The following is a 16,098-nucleotide window of genomic DNA, read 5'->3' as shown; positions in this document are numbered from 1 at the left end:
TCCCTTAATCAATTCCCGATGATATAAATTTAACAGGTTCAAAACCTAATGAACGAAAACATAGTGAAAAAATTGTTTAAAAATATTGCTAGAATTTTGTAAGCTTTAAAATTCTCTATCTGTTCGATTCTTTCGAAAAACGAATAAACGTAGTTGCGGCACCATTTTATTTATTTTTCTTAAATAAGAGTAAAGTATTATGTGGTTTTGTTGAGAATCTTTTTAATTTCTGCAAAATGATAACAAATCATATACAGCTCAAATATATTTAAATTGTTCTTATCAGCTATTGCTTTCCACTTCTTTATTTCTTCTATCTGTTCTGGTGTTATCTTCATTTGCTCTCCTTGCGGACTTCATTTAAATCTTCCACTAAACACTCCACACATATGGTTGCATCTGGATCTACATGACTCGTGTCAGTTTCAATGTTTTTATAAATTGTTGTAAAGGGATATTTCAGTAAAACAACCTCATTTTCGCTTCTTTCACAAAGTTCACATTTTGAGAGGGTTTTTTCCATTTTTACGACCTCCAATACATAAGATAGCTTTATTTTATCAGCTTTTCCCTCTTCGAACCTTATAATCATATTTTATTTCTTTCTAGACCTTTTCCCCTCTTTTAGAGTAGTGTATCTTGTTTCCATACACCTTCGCATCTGGTACAGGTGAATTTGTGCAATTATTTGAACCAACTGCAAGTATATTCGAAAAAGAAGGCAAGGGCCATATTGTTGCTTCATTCGGAAAAGAATCAGGTCATGTTCCCTATACGACGTTTATGTCCAAGGAGAGCTATATGAAAGAAAATAAAGGCACGATAGAAAAATTCACACGAGCAGTTTACAAAGCACAACAATGGGTTGAAACACATAGTGCCGAGGAAATTGCCAAAGCAGTGCAGCCTTATTTTCCTGACACAGATTTAGAAATTATGACGACAGTTATTGAGCGCTATAAGAGTCAAGACTCATTTGCCACAGACCCTATCCTCGATCAAGAGGAATGGACCAACTTACAGAACATCATGAACGAAGCAGGAGAGCTGCCAAAAGAAGTGGACCATCAAACACTTGTTAATACAAAGATTGCTGAAAAAGTTATTAAAGAATAAAAAATAGGGAGGCCGTTCTATGAGCTTTTTAACTATACAAAATATCCATCATACCTATTTCACTACAGCCTCAGCTGCCACGGCCCTCTCAGATATTTCTTTTACAGTAGAGGAGGGCGAGTTCGTCTCCCTTCTCGGCCCAAGTGGCTGTGGTAAAACGACCCTGCTTTCCATTATTGCTAGTTTGCTGAAACCAACACAAGGAACGGTTCTTTTGGAAAATCAACCGATAAATACAGCAAAAAACAAGATCGGTTATATGCTCCAGCAAGATTATTTGTTTCCTTGGAAAACGATTGAAGAGAACATCCTCTTAGGGCTGAAATTATCAAAACAGTTGAATCAAAGAAATAAATCTGCAGCATTAAGCCTTTTAAATCAAATTGGATTGACTGGGGTTGAAAAACAACTGCCAAGGCAATTATCTGGGGGAATGAGACAGCGGGTAGCTCTCGTCCGGACGCTGGCGACAGAACCAAAACTACTGATGCTTGATGAACCCTTTTCCGCTTTAGATTATCAAACAAAGCTGAAACTTGAAGATCTTGTGTCACAAACATTAGATGAATTTGGTAAAACAGCAATTCTCGTAACACATGATATTGGCGAAGCCATCGCCATGAGTGATCGCGTTCTTCTTCTATCACCAAGTCCAGGTAGAATATATAAAATATTCACGATACCGGAGGAACTAAGGAGCCTTTCTCCTTTCGAAGTACGAAATCATGAAGCATTTTCAAATATCTTTCAAACCATATGGAAGGAGTTGGAGTCCCTTGAACGAGAAAAAGAATAAGCTGGAACTCCTCCATAGAAACTATATTTACTCATTAAAAGTTGAAAAAAGATGGGTCAGATTTTATCAAGCGATCATTTTTATCGTCTTTTTCTCCAGCTGGGAGTGGTTCAGCCAAAAACAGTGGATCGACCCGCTTCTATTCAGTTCTCCTTCAAAGATTTGGAACTTGCTGCTAGAAAAAATTCAAGATGGGTCACTAGTAAGCAATATTGGAGTGACATTAACCGAGACTGTCCTAGGATTTATTCTTGGGACCCTACTTGGAACGATACTAGCTGCGGTCCTCTGGTGGTCACCGATGATTTCTAAGGTTCTCGACCCATATCTTGTCATCTTAAATGCCATGCCGAAAGTGGCATTAGGACCCATTTTGATTGTGGCGTTAGGTCCAGGGTATCCCTCGATAATCGCCATGGGTGCGATTATCTCAATTATTATTACCACTATTGTTGTCTATACATCATTTAGGGAAGTCGATCCCAATTATCTAAAAGTGCTGCAAACCTTTGGAGCTACGCGCTGGCAATGCTTTAAAGAAGCAATCTTGCCCGCTAGTTTTCCAACCATCATCTCTACTTTAAAGGTAAATGTCGGATTATCATGGGTCGGTGTTATTGTCGGCGAATTTCTTGTTTCCTCTAGAGGGCTTGGATATATGATTATTTACGGCTTCCAAGTATTTAATTTTACACTCGTCTTCTTATCCCTATTGGTTATTGCCGTATTTGCTACAATTATGTATCAACTGGTTGAATTATTAGAGAAAAAAATTATCAAGGAATAGCAGATTATTAATGAAGCTTCTGCTATTCTTTTCCACTTTGTAATATTTGAATAAGTTTTACACATTGCTCAACAACCTGATCTTTCATAATAAAACTATATTGCTCACCAAATCGAAGCGATAATATATCTCCCTGAATTATGACAGGGCCGTTTGTTTCGTAATAACTAGTTGTGGGTTCTATCTTTTTTACTTTCCCCCAAAAAACCGCCTTCACAATTGTCTTGATGGGGTCGGAAAATTTATACTCCGCCAAAAATATAAGCTCGCCTAATACGGCGCCTGTTTCCTCATATGCTTCCCGTCGTGCTGCCTGTTCGAGTGTTTCCCCTGACTCCATTTTTCCTCCAGGAAATTCAAGACCCCTTTTTTTATGGTTAGTCAATAGCCATTCTTCCCCACGTTGGCAGATGACTAACACATGTTTTGCATTTTCCTGGAAGGAATTATGATTAAAAGACAGTTCCATCTGATTCCCATTAACATCTAAAAAATGTATCATGCTCTATTCCGCCTCAACGTTTAATGCTCTAATTATAATCAAAAAAAGAAAAATCCTAAAGATAGGATTTTTCTTACAGGGTTACTTCTTTTACATTTGTTTTTAACTTGGTAAAATATTCATACTTTCAATATGTTTTTTTGCTTCTTCATCTCCAAGTTGATGCAGCATTCCGTATACTTGTTGAATCGTCCTATCATACGCATCGTTTTCACGGTCGTAATGATATTCAACATATGGAACATGGGCTCTAAAGAAGTTTTTCCATTCGGTCGAATAATTCTGATCAAATAGTTCACGCAATTGGGTAATTTCTTCATCATTTGCCTGAATTTTATAGCTCCAGGTTGAACTTGTAGAACTTTGCGAAATTTCTCCGCTCCCTACATCAATATAATAGGTTTTCTTTTGCGCATCCATTATGTCATCCCCTTTTACTGTTTAGTAATTTGCAAATAGAAAAAAATTTATTCTTTGCCAAATTTCGAGTCATTTTTTAGAAATGAATACGCTATAATAAACATACAATCAAAGAAACAGACTTTTCTGTCAATTCACAAAAGGGAAAGTTAGAATTATTTTATCTCTATAGGGGGAAAAGAATATAACAAGGAGGTGGACAAAATGAAAATAGTTGATGAATTATATGAAATGTACCGCAATAAATTAACCGGTGATGAAGAGGATATTGATATGCTGGCCTTTGCCTTTTTAGAAGAAATGTCACATGAAGATTTACTTGCATTAATCCAGGAAATGGATAAACAGGAATTATATAATTTGATGGGAATTTACTTAATTGAAAGTTTAAAAGGTAAATTTGCCCAGGAAGAATACGGTCAGCATCGTACGAATACTTATCATCCTCGAAATATTCATTGATTATACATAATAAAAAAGCGAAAGCGCCCGGTCAGCGGCGTATGGACTGGAGCGCTTTGACTGAGATAAAGGAAACACGAAGAGCGTAGCGATTCGATGTTGACTTATCGTAGGGAAAAGGGCGAAGTACACTAGCCGCTGGGCGCTGCAGCTAGACAGTAATCTAGTTTGAACAACTTATATTATCTTATAACTAAAGGAGGCTCAAACAGCGAGCTTCCTTTTTCTTTGCTCAAAGAAAACCTAGTCATGGTATAATAAAGAAAAAAGGAGGCCACTCTCACAAATGTATGTAGTTGCTGTTATTTGCATTATTATTGTTATTGTTGTTCTTCTACTGAGTGTCGTCACCACTTCAAAAGCTTACACTTATAAACATACTGTTGACCCATTAGAGGATAATCCGTATCTGGACCATGAAAAAGAACAAGGGTCAGACCAGAACCAAAATAAGTCATAAAAAATTCCTATTCATATCGAATAGGAATTTTTGTTATTTGTTATTTTAGACAACTAAGCTTATTAAGTTAGGCAAAAACCTGTTTCAGGTCTTCTTTGTTCTGCTCCAGCCAGAAACGCATCAAACGTTTGGCCCCTTCTAAATCATGCAGTTTTGCTTGACCGCATTGTCTTTCATTAGCAGCAGGAATTTCAATAATTTCAATGGCATCTTTCATGGTATCTTCTAAAAGATCAATGATTTCCTCCACAGTAGGTTCACCGCTAACCACTAGGTAATAGCCTGTTTGACAGCCCATTGGTGAAATATCAATAATATCGAAATGGTCATATTTCTCCGAATGCTTCCGGAGATTAAATGCAAGCAAGTGCTCTAATGTATGGATGACATCAGGCTTCATTGCTTGTTTATTAGGCTGGCAAAAACGAATATCATATTTATTAACCACACCGTCACTACCAACTTTATGAATACCACAATGTCTCACATAAGGGGCTTTAACAGCGTTATGATCTAAATCAAAGCTTTCAACTGAAGGCATTGAGAAATCACTCCTTTTTTTATCTACCTAAATATCATACAATAAATTCCGAGTTTTTTCATCCACTTACATACATTTAACAATTTAGACGATATTAATAAATTATGTTATCTTGTAGATAATCGTACTAAAGGAGTGTTCCTCATGGTAAAGAAGTTTTTTCTGGCAATTATTCGTTTTTATCAAGTGGCGATTTCACCATTAAAACCACCCACCTGCCGATTTTATCCGACCTGTTCTCATTATGGCGTTGAGGCGATTCAACGGTTTGGTGCCTTAAAAGGCGGTTGGCTTACGATTAAAAGGATATCGAAATGCCATCCATTTCATCCGGGAGGGTTGGACCCAGTTCCCGAAAAGGATTCACATTAATTCTTATAACCATCCACAATAAGATCTAGTTTCCCCGTCTTAGGGTCAATGACTAAACCATGCACTGGAACATCTTTCGGCATTAACGGATGATTTTTAATAATTCCTACGCTGTGTTCTACACTTTCGGTTACATTGTCAAAACCATGCAGCCATTCTTTAATATTAATCCCCGAATATGTAAGCGTATCGATCGTTTCGTCTGATATTCCCCGCTCTTTCATATTTTCAATTACTGGTTCTGCCTTCATACCGCTCATCCCGCAATCATAATGGGCAATCACCAAAACTTCCTGAGCCTGTAATTGATACAGGGCAATCAATATACTTCTCATCACACTGCCAAATGGGTGTGAAATCAAGGCGCCTGCATCTTTAATTATTTTCGCATCACCATTTCCCAAGTTTAATGCTTTGGGTAATAGTTCGAGCAGCCTTGTATCCATACATGTTAAAATGACCATGCGCTTATTAGGGAATTTGGTTGTTTCATACTTCTCATACTCTTTGTTTTCGACAAACTTTCCATTGTAATCTAGGATCTCATTCAATAAATTTGAGTTATTCAAAATAACCACCCTTCCTTTGTTTCTTACTAAGCATACCTAATATTTGTTTGTGAAACAAAATTTTATACTTGCTTTTGAGAAAAATATTTTGTAAGATACTAATGGAAATCGTAATCGTTCCGTATTATGAAGTTGTTTTATTTCAGAATTAAAAAAATTTTCGATAATAAATCGTAATAAATCCGATTTAAAAACATATGAAGGAGTCCTTATGAAAAAATTCATTTTCTTCCTTTCTTTTCTATTACCATTGAGTCTTCTAATGTCTGCGTGTTCAAATGGTGAGGATCAAATACAAAAAAAGAAGGACCAGTTAACCATTTATACCACTGTATTTCCACTTCAATACTTTACTTCACAAATAGGGGGAAAGTATGTAAATGTAAAAACGATCTATCCGCCTGGAGCCGATGAACACACATTTGAACCGTCCCAAAAGGATATGATGAATTTAGCTGATTCAGACTTATTTTTCTATATTGGGCTCGGACTTGAAGGATTCGTCGAAAAGGCAAAAGAAACTTTAAAAAATGAACATGTAAAACTAGTAGCTACCGCTGAAGACATTAATCTCCCAAAGTCTACCGATTCACATGATGAAGCGGAAGACCATCAAGACACCAAGGCAGATGTTAATCCACATGTGTGGCTTGACCCAGTATATTCAAAGGAAATGGCAGCTGTCATTCGTGATTCATTAAGTAAACAGATGCCTCAGCAAAAAGAAGTATTCGATGCAAATTTTCAAAAACTAGCTCTTCAGTTAGATGAATTAAATACTAAATATACACAAACCATCAGCAAAGCAAAACATAAAAAGATGATCGTTACCCATGCTGCCTTTGGTTATTGGGAAAAACGCTATGGCCTTGAGCAAATTAGCATTTCTGGCTTATCAACTGCCAATGAACCAACTCAAAAGGAATTAGAAAAAATTATCACCCTGGCTGAAAATGAAGGGATTCACTATATCCTGTTTGAACAAAATGTCCAATCTAAACTGGGCAAAATCGTTGAGGAAGAAATTGGCGCAAAAGCATTACCAATCCATAACCTTGCTATTTTATCGAAGGACAATATTAAAAACAAAGAAACCTATTTTACATTAATGAATCAAAATCTTGAATCCTTAAAAACGGCTTTAAATTAGAATGAACCAGGTTCGTAACCTGGTTCTTTTTTTGAACATTTCCCTAAAATACAATCGTTTCTTTCCATTGCAAGACTTCCTGCAGTCGTTTCTTGTTTAGCTTAAAACCTATTCCAGGACTGGTTGGCACAGCAACCAAACCGTTTTGAACATTTACTTCTGGAGTAATGATATCCTCTTCCCAAAAACGATTGGAAGAAGAGATATCCCCTGGGATTGAAAAGCCTGGTAAGGATGCAAGCGCAATATTATGGGCACGCGATATCCCAAATTCGATCATTCCTCCACACCAAACGGGTACACCCTGTTCAAAACAGTAGTCATGAATTCGTTTTGCTTCATATAAACCGCCAACCCTGCCTACTTTAATATTAATAACCTTACAGCATCCAAACTCAATTGCTTTGCGCGCATCATCATAACTGCATATACTTTCATCCAAACAAATCGGTGTTTTGATCTCCTTCTGAAGGAATGAGTGTTCCAAAATATCATCAGAAGCGAGCGGCTGTTCAATCATCAGCAGATTAAAATCATCCAATGCTTTTATCCGCTCAAGATCCGTCAATGTATAAGCAGAATTTGCATCTGCCATGAGAGGCAGGTCGGGAAAAAAGCGGCGAATTTCACTGAGAAAAGAATAATCCTGTTTTGGATTTATTTTTACTTTAACTCGTTGATAACCTTCCTGGAGATACTGGTCAATTTGTGCGAGGGCTTTTGTTGCAGAGTCTGTTGCTACTACCACACCTGCAGGTACAGCTGTACGTGTACCTTCAAGCGTTTTGGACAATGGCTGCGAATGACTCTTCGCGTATAAATCCCAAAGTGCGGTTTCTATAGCTGCTTTCGCCATATTGTTTCTTCGTAAAGAGCTAAAAAGCCTACTTGCCTGCGATGGATGGTCAATTGGATTTTTTTGAAGTAATGGAATTAAAAAATCTGTTAACATATGCAAACTTGTTTTTACGGTTTCTTCTGTGTACCAAGGAGTAGAAAAAGCTACTCCCTCACCGTATCCTGAAACTCCGTCTGAATTGGTGATTTTAATAATAATTCCCTCACGGATATTAACAGCTCCTAAATGGGTTAAAAACGGGTCCTTTAAAGGCATTTCAATGACATGTAACTCAATAGTGGTGATTTTCATCATCTGTCCTGACTCCCTTTACCCACTCACGTAATGTTCTGCGAAGCAGTTTTTTTGAAGCATTTCTAGGTAGTTCCTGGACAAAATAAAATGCTTTTGGCACTTTATATTTAGCCAAATGCTGATGGCAATATTGTTCCAGCTCTTCTTCCGAAAGATATGCTTGCTCTCTTTTCACAATAAATGCTATCGGTACTTGTACCCAAACTGCATGCTCCGCAGATGTCACCCCCGCCTCGATGACATCAGGGTGTGATAACAATACAGCTTCGAGTTCTGCGGGGTAAATGTTTTCTCCCCCTGATATAATTAAATCTGAACGGCGGTCAAGGACATATAAAAAGCCTGCTTCGTCCAAGTAACCAATATCACCGGTATGAAACCAGCCATTATTAAACTTTTCTTTCAAAACTTCTGGACGAAATAAATATCCTGGTGTAACATTGGGTCCTTTAATAACTATCTCGCCTGGTACACCAGCGGGGGCCACACAATTGTCTTCATTTACAATTTGAATTTGAGAGGGAAACAAGGGCTTGCCCGCAGAGCCCAGCTTTTTCAGACTATATTCTGGTGCAAGCGTCACGATTTGCGAGGAGGATTCAGTCATACCATAGGTTTGGAAGACAGGGATGTCTTTTTCGACACATGCTTTAAGCAAAGGTAAGGGTGCAGGACCACCGCCTAGGAGCATACAGCGGAAATGAGTAGGAAGGCGCCGTTCTTGAAGTGCTTCAACAATTCTTGTCAGTGCTGTCCCAACAATAGACATGATGGTCACCTTTTTTTCCTGAATATCGTCAATAGCTTTTTCCTCATCAAATCGTTCATGAAGTACGATTGGCATGCCATAAATAACACAACGCATTAATATGGAAAATCCGCTAATATGAAATAGTGGCACGGAGCAAAGCCAGCAATCCTCATCCATATAGCCTAGATTTAAGGCTGAACCAACCGCACTCCACCAGTGATTCCCATAGGTTTGAATGACCCCCTTTGGATTACCAGTTGTTCCTGACGTATACATAATAGTACAGATATCAGAAAGTGATATTTCTTCCAGTATATTTGGCACGTTCGCAACACAGGAAAATATCTTAGTTTTTGTTAAGGTATTTAAAGATGGAATTTGCCTACTAACGATTTCTTTTATTTCAATAAATGCATCATCCAGAATTAATGAAACTACCTTTGAATCGGTCATCTGCCAGGTTAGTTCCGTCGGAGATAGGCGGTTATTCAAAATTACAGACCTAACTCCTAATAACTGAAGGGCAAATAATATAACAACTGTATCAATATCGTTTTTTAATAACACAGCAACATAGTGGTCTTTTTGAACGCCTAATCCTTGTAACTTCCCTGCGACCTGATATGAACGCTCGTAAAGTTGTTCAAAGGTTACTACCTGGTCCTGAAAATAAACAGCAGGTCGTTCCGGTGTAAGGAATGCTCTTTTCTTTAAAAAATTAGGCATCATTTCGTTCTGCATAACGATTCACCTTTCTTAATCTGTCCTAGCTCAGTACCGCTTTTCTATGAAAAACAGCTTGATGGTAAGAACCATCAAGCCGTTTTAAAAAAAATGATCAAGGAAAACGCGGGAATTTCCCAAAATCAGGCTGTCGTTTTTCTTTAAAGGAATCGCGGCCTTCTTTTGCTTCATCTGTTGTATAGTAAAGCAAAGTAGCATCTCCAGCAAATTGTTGAAGACCCGCTAAACCGTCTGTATCAGCATTCATTGCCGCTTTCAAGAAACGCAGGGCAGTTGGACTTTTCTCAAGAATTTCATTGCACCATTGAATCGTTTCCTCTTCTACTTTTTCAAGCGGGACAACCGTGTTAACTAAGCCCATGTCAAGAGCCTCTTGTGCATTATATTGACGGCATAAGTACCAAATTTCACGAGCCTTTTTATGGCCGATAATTCTTGCAAGGTAACCCGATCCATATCCAGCATCGAAACTTCCAACTTTTGGACCAGTTTGTCCAAATACAGCGTTATCAGCCGCAATTGTTAAATCACACACAACGTGAAGAACATGGCCGCCGCCAATCGCATAGCCTTTTACCATAGCGATTACAGGTTTTGGAATGACACGAATAAGCCGCTGAAGATCAAGCACATTTAAGCGGGGAATCTGATCCTCACCAACATATCCTCCATGGCCGCGTACTTTTTGGTCTCCACCAGAACAAAATGCTTTATCTCCGGCACCAGTTAATACTATAACCCCTATGCTAGAATCATCGCGGGCATAAGCAAATGCATCAATCAATTCAGATACTGTTCTCGGTGTAAATGCATTATGTACATGTGGACGATTTATGGTAATTTTAGCAATCCCATTGTATGTTTCATATAAAATTTCTTCATATTTACGTCCTGCAATCCATTCTACTGTCAAAATGATATCCTCCTTTATTTCTGTTTCGACAAAAAGTCACTTACTATTGTACCAAACTTTTCAGGTTCTTCCACATGAATTGCATGTCCACTTCCTTCAATAGTAATCAAAATACTATTTTTAAGGACCTTCATCATTCTCTCAGCAATATCACAGAACTTATGATCTTCTGCACCCGTTAACAGTAAAACTTCGCAGTTGAGTTCACTTAACCTTTCCCACAGGGAAGGTTGAGAACCCGTACCCATTCCAAGCAGACTGTTGGAAAGGCCAATTGGTGAATTACTTAAACGCTGGTTCCGTATTTTTTGCTGAGTATAGACAGGAAGACGCTTCATCGTAGAAAAAAGGGGAATCTCTTCCCAATAACCCACAAACGCATGGATCCCCTGTTCATTAATAAATTTTGCGAGCTCCGCATCTTTCATACGGCGTTGTTTTCTGTCACTTTCTGTCTCCAGACCTGGAGAAGTACTCTCGAGGATTAGTTTTCGAACATGGGCAGGAAAAAGAACTGCAAAGGTTAATGCCAATCTTCCACCCATGGAATAACCAAGTAGGTCCACCTGCTGAATCCCTAAGTTATCGAGGATACGTTTTAAATCAGACGCAGCCGTTTCAATATGATATGAATGTAATAAATCGGGTGATTCAGTTTTTCCATGTCCAATAATGTCAGGAATAATAAGCTTTGTATCCTTTCCCCAACATTCAGTAAATGGAGTCCAGGTCGTAGAATCACCCGTAAATCCATGTAACAAAACAAGTGGAGTCTGCCCTTTTCCACATACTTCGACATGATAGCGAATTCCGTCGAGGTCAATATACATTTATTGTTCACCTTTGACAAAGTTTGATATTTCCTGGGAAACCAAACCCCAAAATTTGCGGTGCTCGTCGCGGTTAATATCTCTGTTCGTTACAAGCTCAAATACGTTGATCCCCGTAGCATTTTTGGCTTGCTGCATTTCTTCCCTAAAATGATCCCAATTCTCAATCTTTGTGAAATGACCATTAAACATTTTAACAGCATGTGCAAAATCAATCCCAAGCGGTGTTCCAAACAAAAGTTCGAAGTTTTTAGGATGTTCAGATTGTGGCAAAAAGGAGAAAATCCCTCCTCCATTATTGTTAACCAGAATAATATTAATATTAATGTTGTACAATTTTGCTGCGATCAGGCCGTTTAGGTCATGAAAAAAGGTTAAGTCACCTAGGACAAGGTAGAGGGATTTTGAGTTTAAAGCAGCACCTAAAGCGGTTGAAATGGTACCATCAATACCATTCGCTCCTCTGTTTGCCATGACTTTTATCGATTTAGTATTGTTGAGAAAAAAACTATCCAGGTCCCTAATTGGCATACTATTGCCAACAAATAATGTCCCATCCTCAGGCAGAATGTCAGCTAGCTGATAAAACAGTTTGCCTTCACTCAATTCTGTAATATCTCTAATCGATGCCATCTGATTTTTTGTTAGTTGGTTGATTCTTATCCAATTCCTTAAGAAGTCAGCTGAATCGTTCGCAATCGTGTATGTCAGTAATTTCTCACAGAATAAAGATTCCTTGCAAAAAATCATATTTGTTGATAACGAGGACGGGTCACGCCAGCCTCCCCCGCCATCAATTACATATTGGTCTGCAAGGCTATTTTCTTTTAAGAAGATCGTTAATGCCTTCGAAATTGGCATAGCTCCAAATCGTAAAATTACATCGGGCTTAAGAAAGGTTTTTGCGTCATTGTTTCTTAAAAAGGTATCATAAGTTTCAACGATATTTTCAAGACTATGATTCCCACTTCTTAATTGTGATAATGGATCGGCTAAGATGGGAAAATGTAATATTTCAGCTAACCGAGTAACTGCCTCTGGAAAAACATCATCAACAATGTTCCCGCAAACAATAATACCTCTACTAGCTTTGGACAATTTAGCAGCAATTTCTTGAAAATGCTCTTCTGTAATGGTTAAGTCCCCATTATGAACTTTTACAAATCCATTTGGACGTTCATGAAGTTGGAAAAGGTCAGAATCCATCTTCGGGATTAATGGTTCTCTAAAAGGGAAGTTCAAATGAACAGGACCAGAAGGAGCACTAGTTGCAATGGCTACCGCACGTGCACAAATTGTTCGCGCATACCGGAGTATTTCATCACTTTTTTCAGGTAGTGCCATTTCGGAAAACCATTTAACATGTGACCCATATAAGTGAATTTGATCAATGGCCTGAGGGGCACCTACTTCTCTTAGTTCATGCGGCCGATCTGCTGTCAGCACGATCAATGGAACTCGTGCATAACGTGCTTCAACTATGGCAGGAAAATAGTTTGCTGCAGCTGTACCTGAAGTGCAAAGGATAGCTACTGGCTTATTTAAAGCTTTGGCCATTCCTAAAGCGAAAAAAGCAGCTGAACGTTCATCTACATGAATATGAACGTTCAGATTTGGATGCTCTGCCATAATCATCGCCATCGGGGTAGACCTTGAACCTGGACTTACAACAACATCTGTGACTCCTGAAAAAATAAGTTCTGAAACAAATGCAGCTATATATGCTGTTAATGATTCTTGATGATTCATATCAATTTCCTCCAAGGGCTCTGAGCATTGGTTTAAATTTCAAACTCGTCTCCAAATATTCACTTTCTGAATCAGAATCCGCAACCACTCCACATCCTGCAAACAACGAGACTTCTTTGCCCTGGATCAAGCCTGAGCGAATCGATACAGCAAATTCGCCATTTTTTTTGTAATCCATCCAGCCTAATGGAGCGGCGTAGAATCCACGGTCCAATTCTTCTACTTGTCTAATCTTTACTACTGCTTCCTCTTTAGGGAGACCGCCGAGTGCTGGTGTCGGGTGAAGTCTTTCCACTAATAACATTAATGAAGCATCTTGATGGCATTTTCCGATTACAGGTGTATATAGGTGCTGAATATCCCTTATCTTCATAAGCTGCGGCTTTTTAGGCAGAATAATTTCTTGGCATGATTCTTCTAATGCTTCCTTAATCATTTCAACAACAAAACTATGCTCGATTAAGTTTTTTTGATCGTTTAATAACATTTGACCTAATTTCACATCTTCTTCTTCGTTATTCCCCCGTGAAATAGAGCCAGCCAAGCAGGTAGAATAAACTTCGTTTCCAATCTTTTTTATCAGTCTTTCCGGAGAAGCACCAATAAAACAATCACCATTCGATTCAAATGCAAAAATAAAACTTTCATGTTGTTGCATATATAAATTATTCAGTACTCTCTCAGCCGCAACCTGGTCGTCAAATACAAGCCTTAGTTCACGGGCTAAAACGACCTTTTTTAGCGGTCCTTCTGTTAATTCCTTCACAACCCCATCGACGGTTTCCTTCCACTTCTCTGGTTCAATCTCGTTCATTTCTAGAAGTGAAGCAGATTTATGATGATCCTTGTGTTGAAGAGAACTTAAAATCTCATTTCTCTCTTCGCTCACCTTCTTAAAAAGGTAAGGGTCTTCATGTGGAGTACAAATCGTATTTGTCGTTAAGAACGTTTGTCCGTCAATGATACTTAATAGATATTTCGGAAGATGGAACAACGAATCAGCATACTTTGACCAAAGATCCGTTTTTTCCTTATATGGGTCAAACGAAAAACCCCCAAACATGACAGGACCTACACCAACTTCTTTATATGGATTAAAAACAAGACAGTCCTTTAAAAATGTCTCCCATTCCTTTTCAACATGAAAAAAGCGGTCAGAAGCCTGATCCGACTGAATTTGTTTAGAAATCCCTAACCCAATAAGCACGGTTTCATCCTTTGGATCCTTCCAGAAAAATCGTTCCCCGCTAAAGTGCTCTTTTCCTATATTAAAAAATGATAATGGGTTAACCGTGTCCATTTTATGAACTTCACTAATTAAAATGGGCCGTCCAAGTTCCTTTGCGCGTTTTATCGCCAAAAGACCTCTTTCCATTATTTCTAATTCTTGAATGGTAACCAAACAAATCCCTCCAAAACAGCCGAAATGACTGCTATCCATTCATATTATTGCTAATTTTAACATACTACTCTCATTGTAAAGAAGTCAGTAATACTTGTCACTAGCAAACCTGTTACATTCCCTATTATATAGTAAGATTTCACTTAATTGATAAAAACAGCCTGCTCATTCATTTTTCATTACTTTCATTTTCCCACCAACGCCCAATTATAATCAAACAGGTATAATCTTCTAGATTTGATAGGAAAAATTAATTGACACTATTCCTTGAATTTCATACACTTAGTTGTGGGCAAAGCCTATATTAACTTAAACCTATACCTTTTATATAGAGAGAAATAAATAAAAAAGGGAGAGAACAATATGCAACCAACTATACAGAAAAGTTCTGAACCTGTAGTTGAATCAAACCGCGGCTTTCAAGTTTGGTGGCAAATGACCCGTCCACACACACTAACAGCTGCATTTGTACCAGTACTACTCGGTACTGCACTATCCCTTAAGCATGGGAACATTCATTTTGGTCTATTTTTTGCGATGCTTATTGCCAGTTTATTGATTCAAGCTGCAACCAATATGTTTAATGAATATTTCGATTTCAAACGTGGTCTAGACACTGCTCAATCAGTTGGGATTGGCGGGACAATTGTTCGTGATGGTATTAAGCCAAGTACCGTCCTAAATCTTGCATTTGGATTTTATGGAATTGCTCTTTTATTAGGCATCTATATTTGCGCAAATAGCAGCTGGTGGTTAGCGGTTGTTGGTCTGGTTTGTATGGCTGTTGGCTATTTCTATACTGGAGGCCCTTTCCCCATTGCCTATACACCATTTGGTGAAATACTTTCAGGCTTCTTTATGGGCATGCTGATTATTCTAATCTCCTTCTACATCCAAACTGGAACAGTCAGCGGCACAAGTATTCTTGTTTCAGTTCCAAGTATGATCTTAGTTGGAATGATTATGTTATCGAATAACATTCGTGACCTTGATGGTGACAAAGAAAACGGCCGTAAAACAGTAGCTATTTTATTAGGCAAGAAAGGTGCTATCTACTTATTAATGGGGATGTTTGCTTTTTCTTTTCTTTGGGTTTTGGGACTTATTATCACGGGGGTAGTTCCAGTTTGGACTGCACTAGTCATTCTAAGTGCTCCAAAGGCTATTAAAGCAACGAAAGGGTTTATAGAAAACAACATTCCAATTAAAATGGCACCAGCTATGAAGGCAACTGCACAAACAAATACCATCTTTGGATTTTTATTAGCCATCGGAATTTTCATTGGACATATATTATAAAGAAAAGCTTCTGCCAACGGCAGAAGCTTTTCTTATTTTATAGGTTTAATCTTCCAAATATCATCAGCTTATTCTTGAATCG

The 16,098-nt window shown here is 38.1% G+C and carries 19 protein-coding genes and 1 pseudogene; 8 read left to right on the top strand and 12 right to left on the bottom strand.

The features are described from left to right. Nucleotides 1-197: 197 nt before the first annotated feature. Entirely contained in the window at nt 198-338 is a 141-nt protein-coding gene (locus V7121_RS14450; RefSeq protein ID WP_335546917.1) for a hypothetical protein, read from the bottom strand. Beyond that, on the bottom strand, nt 335-523 hold the full coding sequence (locus tag V7121_RS14445) for a hypothetical protein (protein WP_335546915.1): 189 nt from the start codon (nt 521-523) through the stop codon (nt 335-337). Before V7121_RS14445 ends, V7121_RS14450 begins: the two co-directional genes overlap by 4 nt. Nucleotides 524-654: 131 nt before the next feature. Between V7121_RS14445 and V7121_RS14440 the strand changes: the two are divergent. The 3 genes and pseudogenes from V7121_RS14440 to V7121_RS14430 all read left to right on the top strand — a co-directional run. Continuing rightward, nucleotides 655-1,116, top strand: a pseudogene (locus V7121_RS14440) (ABC transporter substrate-binding protein); the annotation flags it as partial. 19 nt (nt 1,117-1,135) lie between these two features. Continuing rightward, the gene (locus V7121_RS14435) at nt 1,136-1,912 is read left to right on the top strand and encodes an ABC transporter ATP-binding protein (RefSeq protein WP_335546913.1); all 777 of its coding nucleotides are present in this window, start codon (nt 1,136-1,138) and stop codon (nt 1,910-1,912) included. Continuing rightward, nucleotides 1,893-2,699 (top strand): ABC transporter permease, encoded by an 807-nt coding sequence (locus V7121_RS14430; protein WP_335498716.1) that lies wholly within the window; start codon nt 1,893-1,895, stop codon nt 2,697-2,699. The genes V7121_RS14435 and V7121_RS14430 overlap by 20 nt, the downstream gene beginning before the upstream one ends. A gap of 22 nt (nt 2,700-2,721) precedes the next feature. Here the strand turns inward: V7121_RS14430 and ytkD are convergent, their stop codons facing one another. After that, nucleotides 2,722-3,201 carry an RNA deprotection pyrophosphohydrolase gene (gene ytkD, locus V7121_RS14425; RefSeq protein WP_335498715.1) on the bottom strand — a complete coding sequence of 160 codons (480 nt, stop codon included), beginning with the start codon at nt 3,199-3,201 and terminating at the stop codon, nt 2,722-2,724. Nucleotides 3,202-3,303: 102 nt separating this feature from the next. After that, entirely contained in the window at nt 3,304-3,621 is a 318-nt protein-coding gene (locus tag V7121_RS14420; RefSeq protein WP_335498713.1) for a hydrolase, read from the bottom strand. Nucleotides 3,622-3,825: 204 nt separating this feature from the next. Here V7121_RS14420 and V7121_RS14415 point away from each other — a divergent pair, with 204 nt between their 5' ends. Together V7121_RS14415 and ytzI are read left to right on the top strand one after the other, a co-directional pair. After that, nucleotides 3,826-4,083 carry a DUF6154 family protein gene (locus V7121_RS14415; protein WP_335498711.1) on the top strand — a complete coding sequence of 86 codons (258 nt, stop codon included), beginning with the start codon at nt 3,826-3,828 and terminating at the stop codon, nt 4,081-4,083. A 286-nt stretch (nt 4,084-4,369) separates the two neighbouring features. Next, a complete protein-coding gene (gene ytzI, locus V7121_RS14410) occupies nt 4,370-4,543 on the top strand; it encodes a YtzI protein (protein WP_335498709.1) in 174 nt (57 codons plus the stop codon). Between the two features lie 67 nt (nt 4,544-4,610). Here ytzI and V7121_RS14405 read toward each other — a convergent pair whose 3' ends face one another. Beyond that, nucleotides 4,611-5,084: an S-ribosylhomocysteine lyase gene (locus V7121_RS14405; protein WP_335498707.1), complete on the bottom strand. Its 474-nt coding sequence runs from the start codon at nt 5,082-5,084 to the stop codon at nt 4,611-4,613. 144 nt (nt 5,085-5,228) lie between these two features. Between V7121_RS14405 and yidD the strand changes: the two genes are divergently transcribed. Continuing rightward, nucleotides 5,229-5,456 carry a membrane protein insertion efficiency factor YidD gene (yidD, locus tag V7121_RS14400; RefSeq protein WP_335498705.1) on the top strand — a complete coding sequence of 76 codons (228 nt, stop codon included), beginning with the start codon at nt 5,229-5,231 and terminating at the stop codon, nt 5,454-5,456. On the opposite strand, the gene V7121_RS14395 is transcribed toward yidD, so the two are convergent. Continuing rightward, nucleotides 5,453-6,025, bottom strand: coding sequence for a beta-class carbonic anhydrase (locus V7121_RS14395; protein ID WP_335546912.1), 573 nt, complete (start codon nt 6,023-6,025; stop codon nt 5,453-5,455). The genes yidD and V7121_RS14395 overlap by 4 nt on opposite strands. Before the next feature lie 211 nt (nt 6,026-6,236). Between V7121_RS14395 and V7121_RS14390 the strand changes: the two genes are divergently transcribed. Further along, a complete protein-coding gene (locus tag V7121_RS14390) occupies nt 6,237-7,175 on the top strand; it encodes a metal ABC transporter solute-binding protein, Zn/Mn family (RefSeq protein ID WP_335498701.1) in 939 nt (312 codons plus the stop codon). 43 nt (nt 7,176-7,218) lie between these two features. Here the strand turns inward: V7121_RS14390 and menC are convergent, their stop codons facing one another. From menC to V7121_RS14360, 6 genes are all read right to left on the bottom strand, one after another. Beyond that, nucleotides 7,219-8,325, bottom strand: coding sequence for an o-succinylbenzoate synthase (gene menC, locus V7121_RS14385; protein ID WP_335547159.1), 1,107 nt, complete (start codon nt 8,323-8,325; stop codon nt 7,219-7,221). Next, on the bottom strand, nt 8,306-9,820 hold the full coding sequence (locus tag V7121_RS14380) for an o-succinylbenzoate--CoA ligase (RefSeq protein ID WP_335546910.1): 1,515 nt from the start codon (nt 9,818-9,820) through the stop codon (nt 8,306-8,308). Before V7121_RS14380 ends, menC begins: the two co-directional genes overlap by 20 nt. 97 nt (nt 9,821-9,917) lie before the next feature. Further along, entirely contained in the window at nt 9,918-10,736 is an 819-nt protein-coding gene (gene menB, locus V7121_RS14375) for a 1,4-dihydroxy-2-naphthoyl-CoA synthase (RefSeq protein WP_335498695.1), read from the bottom strand. 14 nt (nt 10,737-10,750) lie between these two features. Beyond that, complete coding sequence (menH, locus tag V7121_RS14370; protein WP_335498693.1) at nt 10,751-11,566, bottom strand: 2-succinyl-6-hydroxy-2,4-cyclohexadiene-1-carboxylate synthase; 816 nt, start codon at nt 11,564-11,566, stop codon at nt 10,751-10,753. After that, the gene (menD, locus tag V7121_RS14365; RefSeq protein WP_335498691.1) at nt 11,567-13,315 is read right to left on the bottom strand and encodes a 2-succinyl-5-enolpyruvyl-6-hydroxy-3-cyclohexene-1-carboxylic-acid synthase; all 1,749 of its coding nucleotides are present in this window, start codon (nt 13,313-13,315) and stop codon (nt 11,567-11,569) included. It lies immediately after the preceding gene. A gap of 1 nt (nt 13,316) precedes the next feature. Then, nucleotides 13,317-14,717 (bottom strand): isochorismate synthase, encoded by a 1,401-nt coding sequence (locus tag V7121_RS14360; RefSeq protein WP_335546908.1) that lies wholly within the window; start codon nt 14,715-14,717, stop codon nt 13,317-13,319. Between the two features lie 363 nt (nt 14,718-15,080). On the opposite strand from V7121_RS14360, the gene V7121_RS14355 reads away from it, so the two are divergent. Further along, nucleotides 15,081-16,016, top strand: coding sequence for a 1,4-dihydroxy-2-naphthoate polyprenyltransferase (locus tag V7121_RS14355; RefSeq protein WP_335498687.1), 936 nt, complete (start codon nt 15,081-15,083; stop codon nt 16,014-16,016). Nucleotides 16,017-16,098 lie beyond the last annotated feature (82 nt).

The organism is Neobacillus drentensis (genome assembly GCF_036962125.1).
GTDB lineage: Bacteria > Bacillota > Bacilli > Bacillales > Cytobacillaceae > Neobacillus > Neobacillus drentensis_B.
This window is presented reverse-complemented; position numbering and strand designations above follow the sequence as displayed.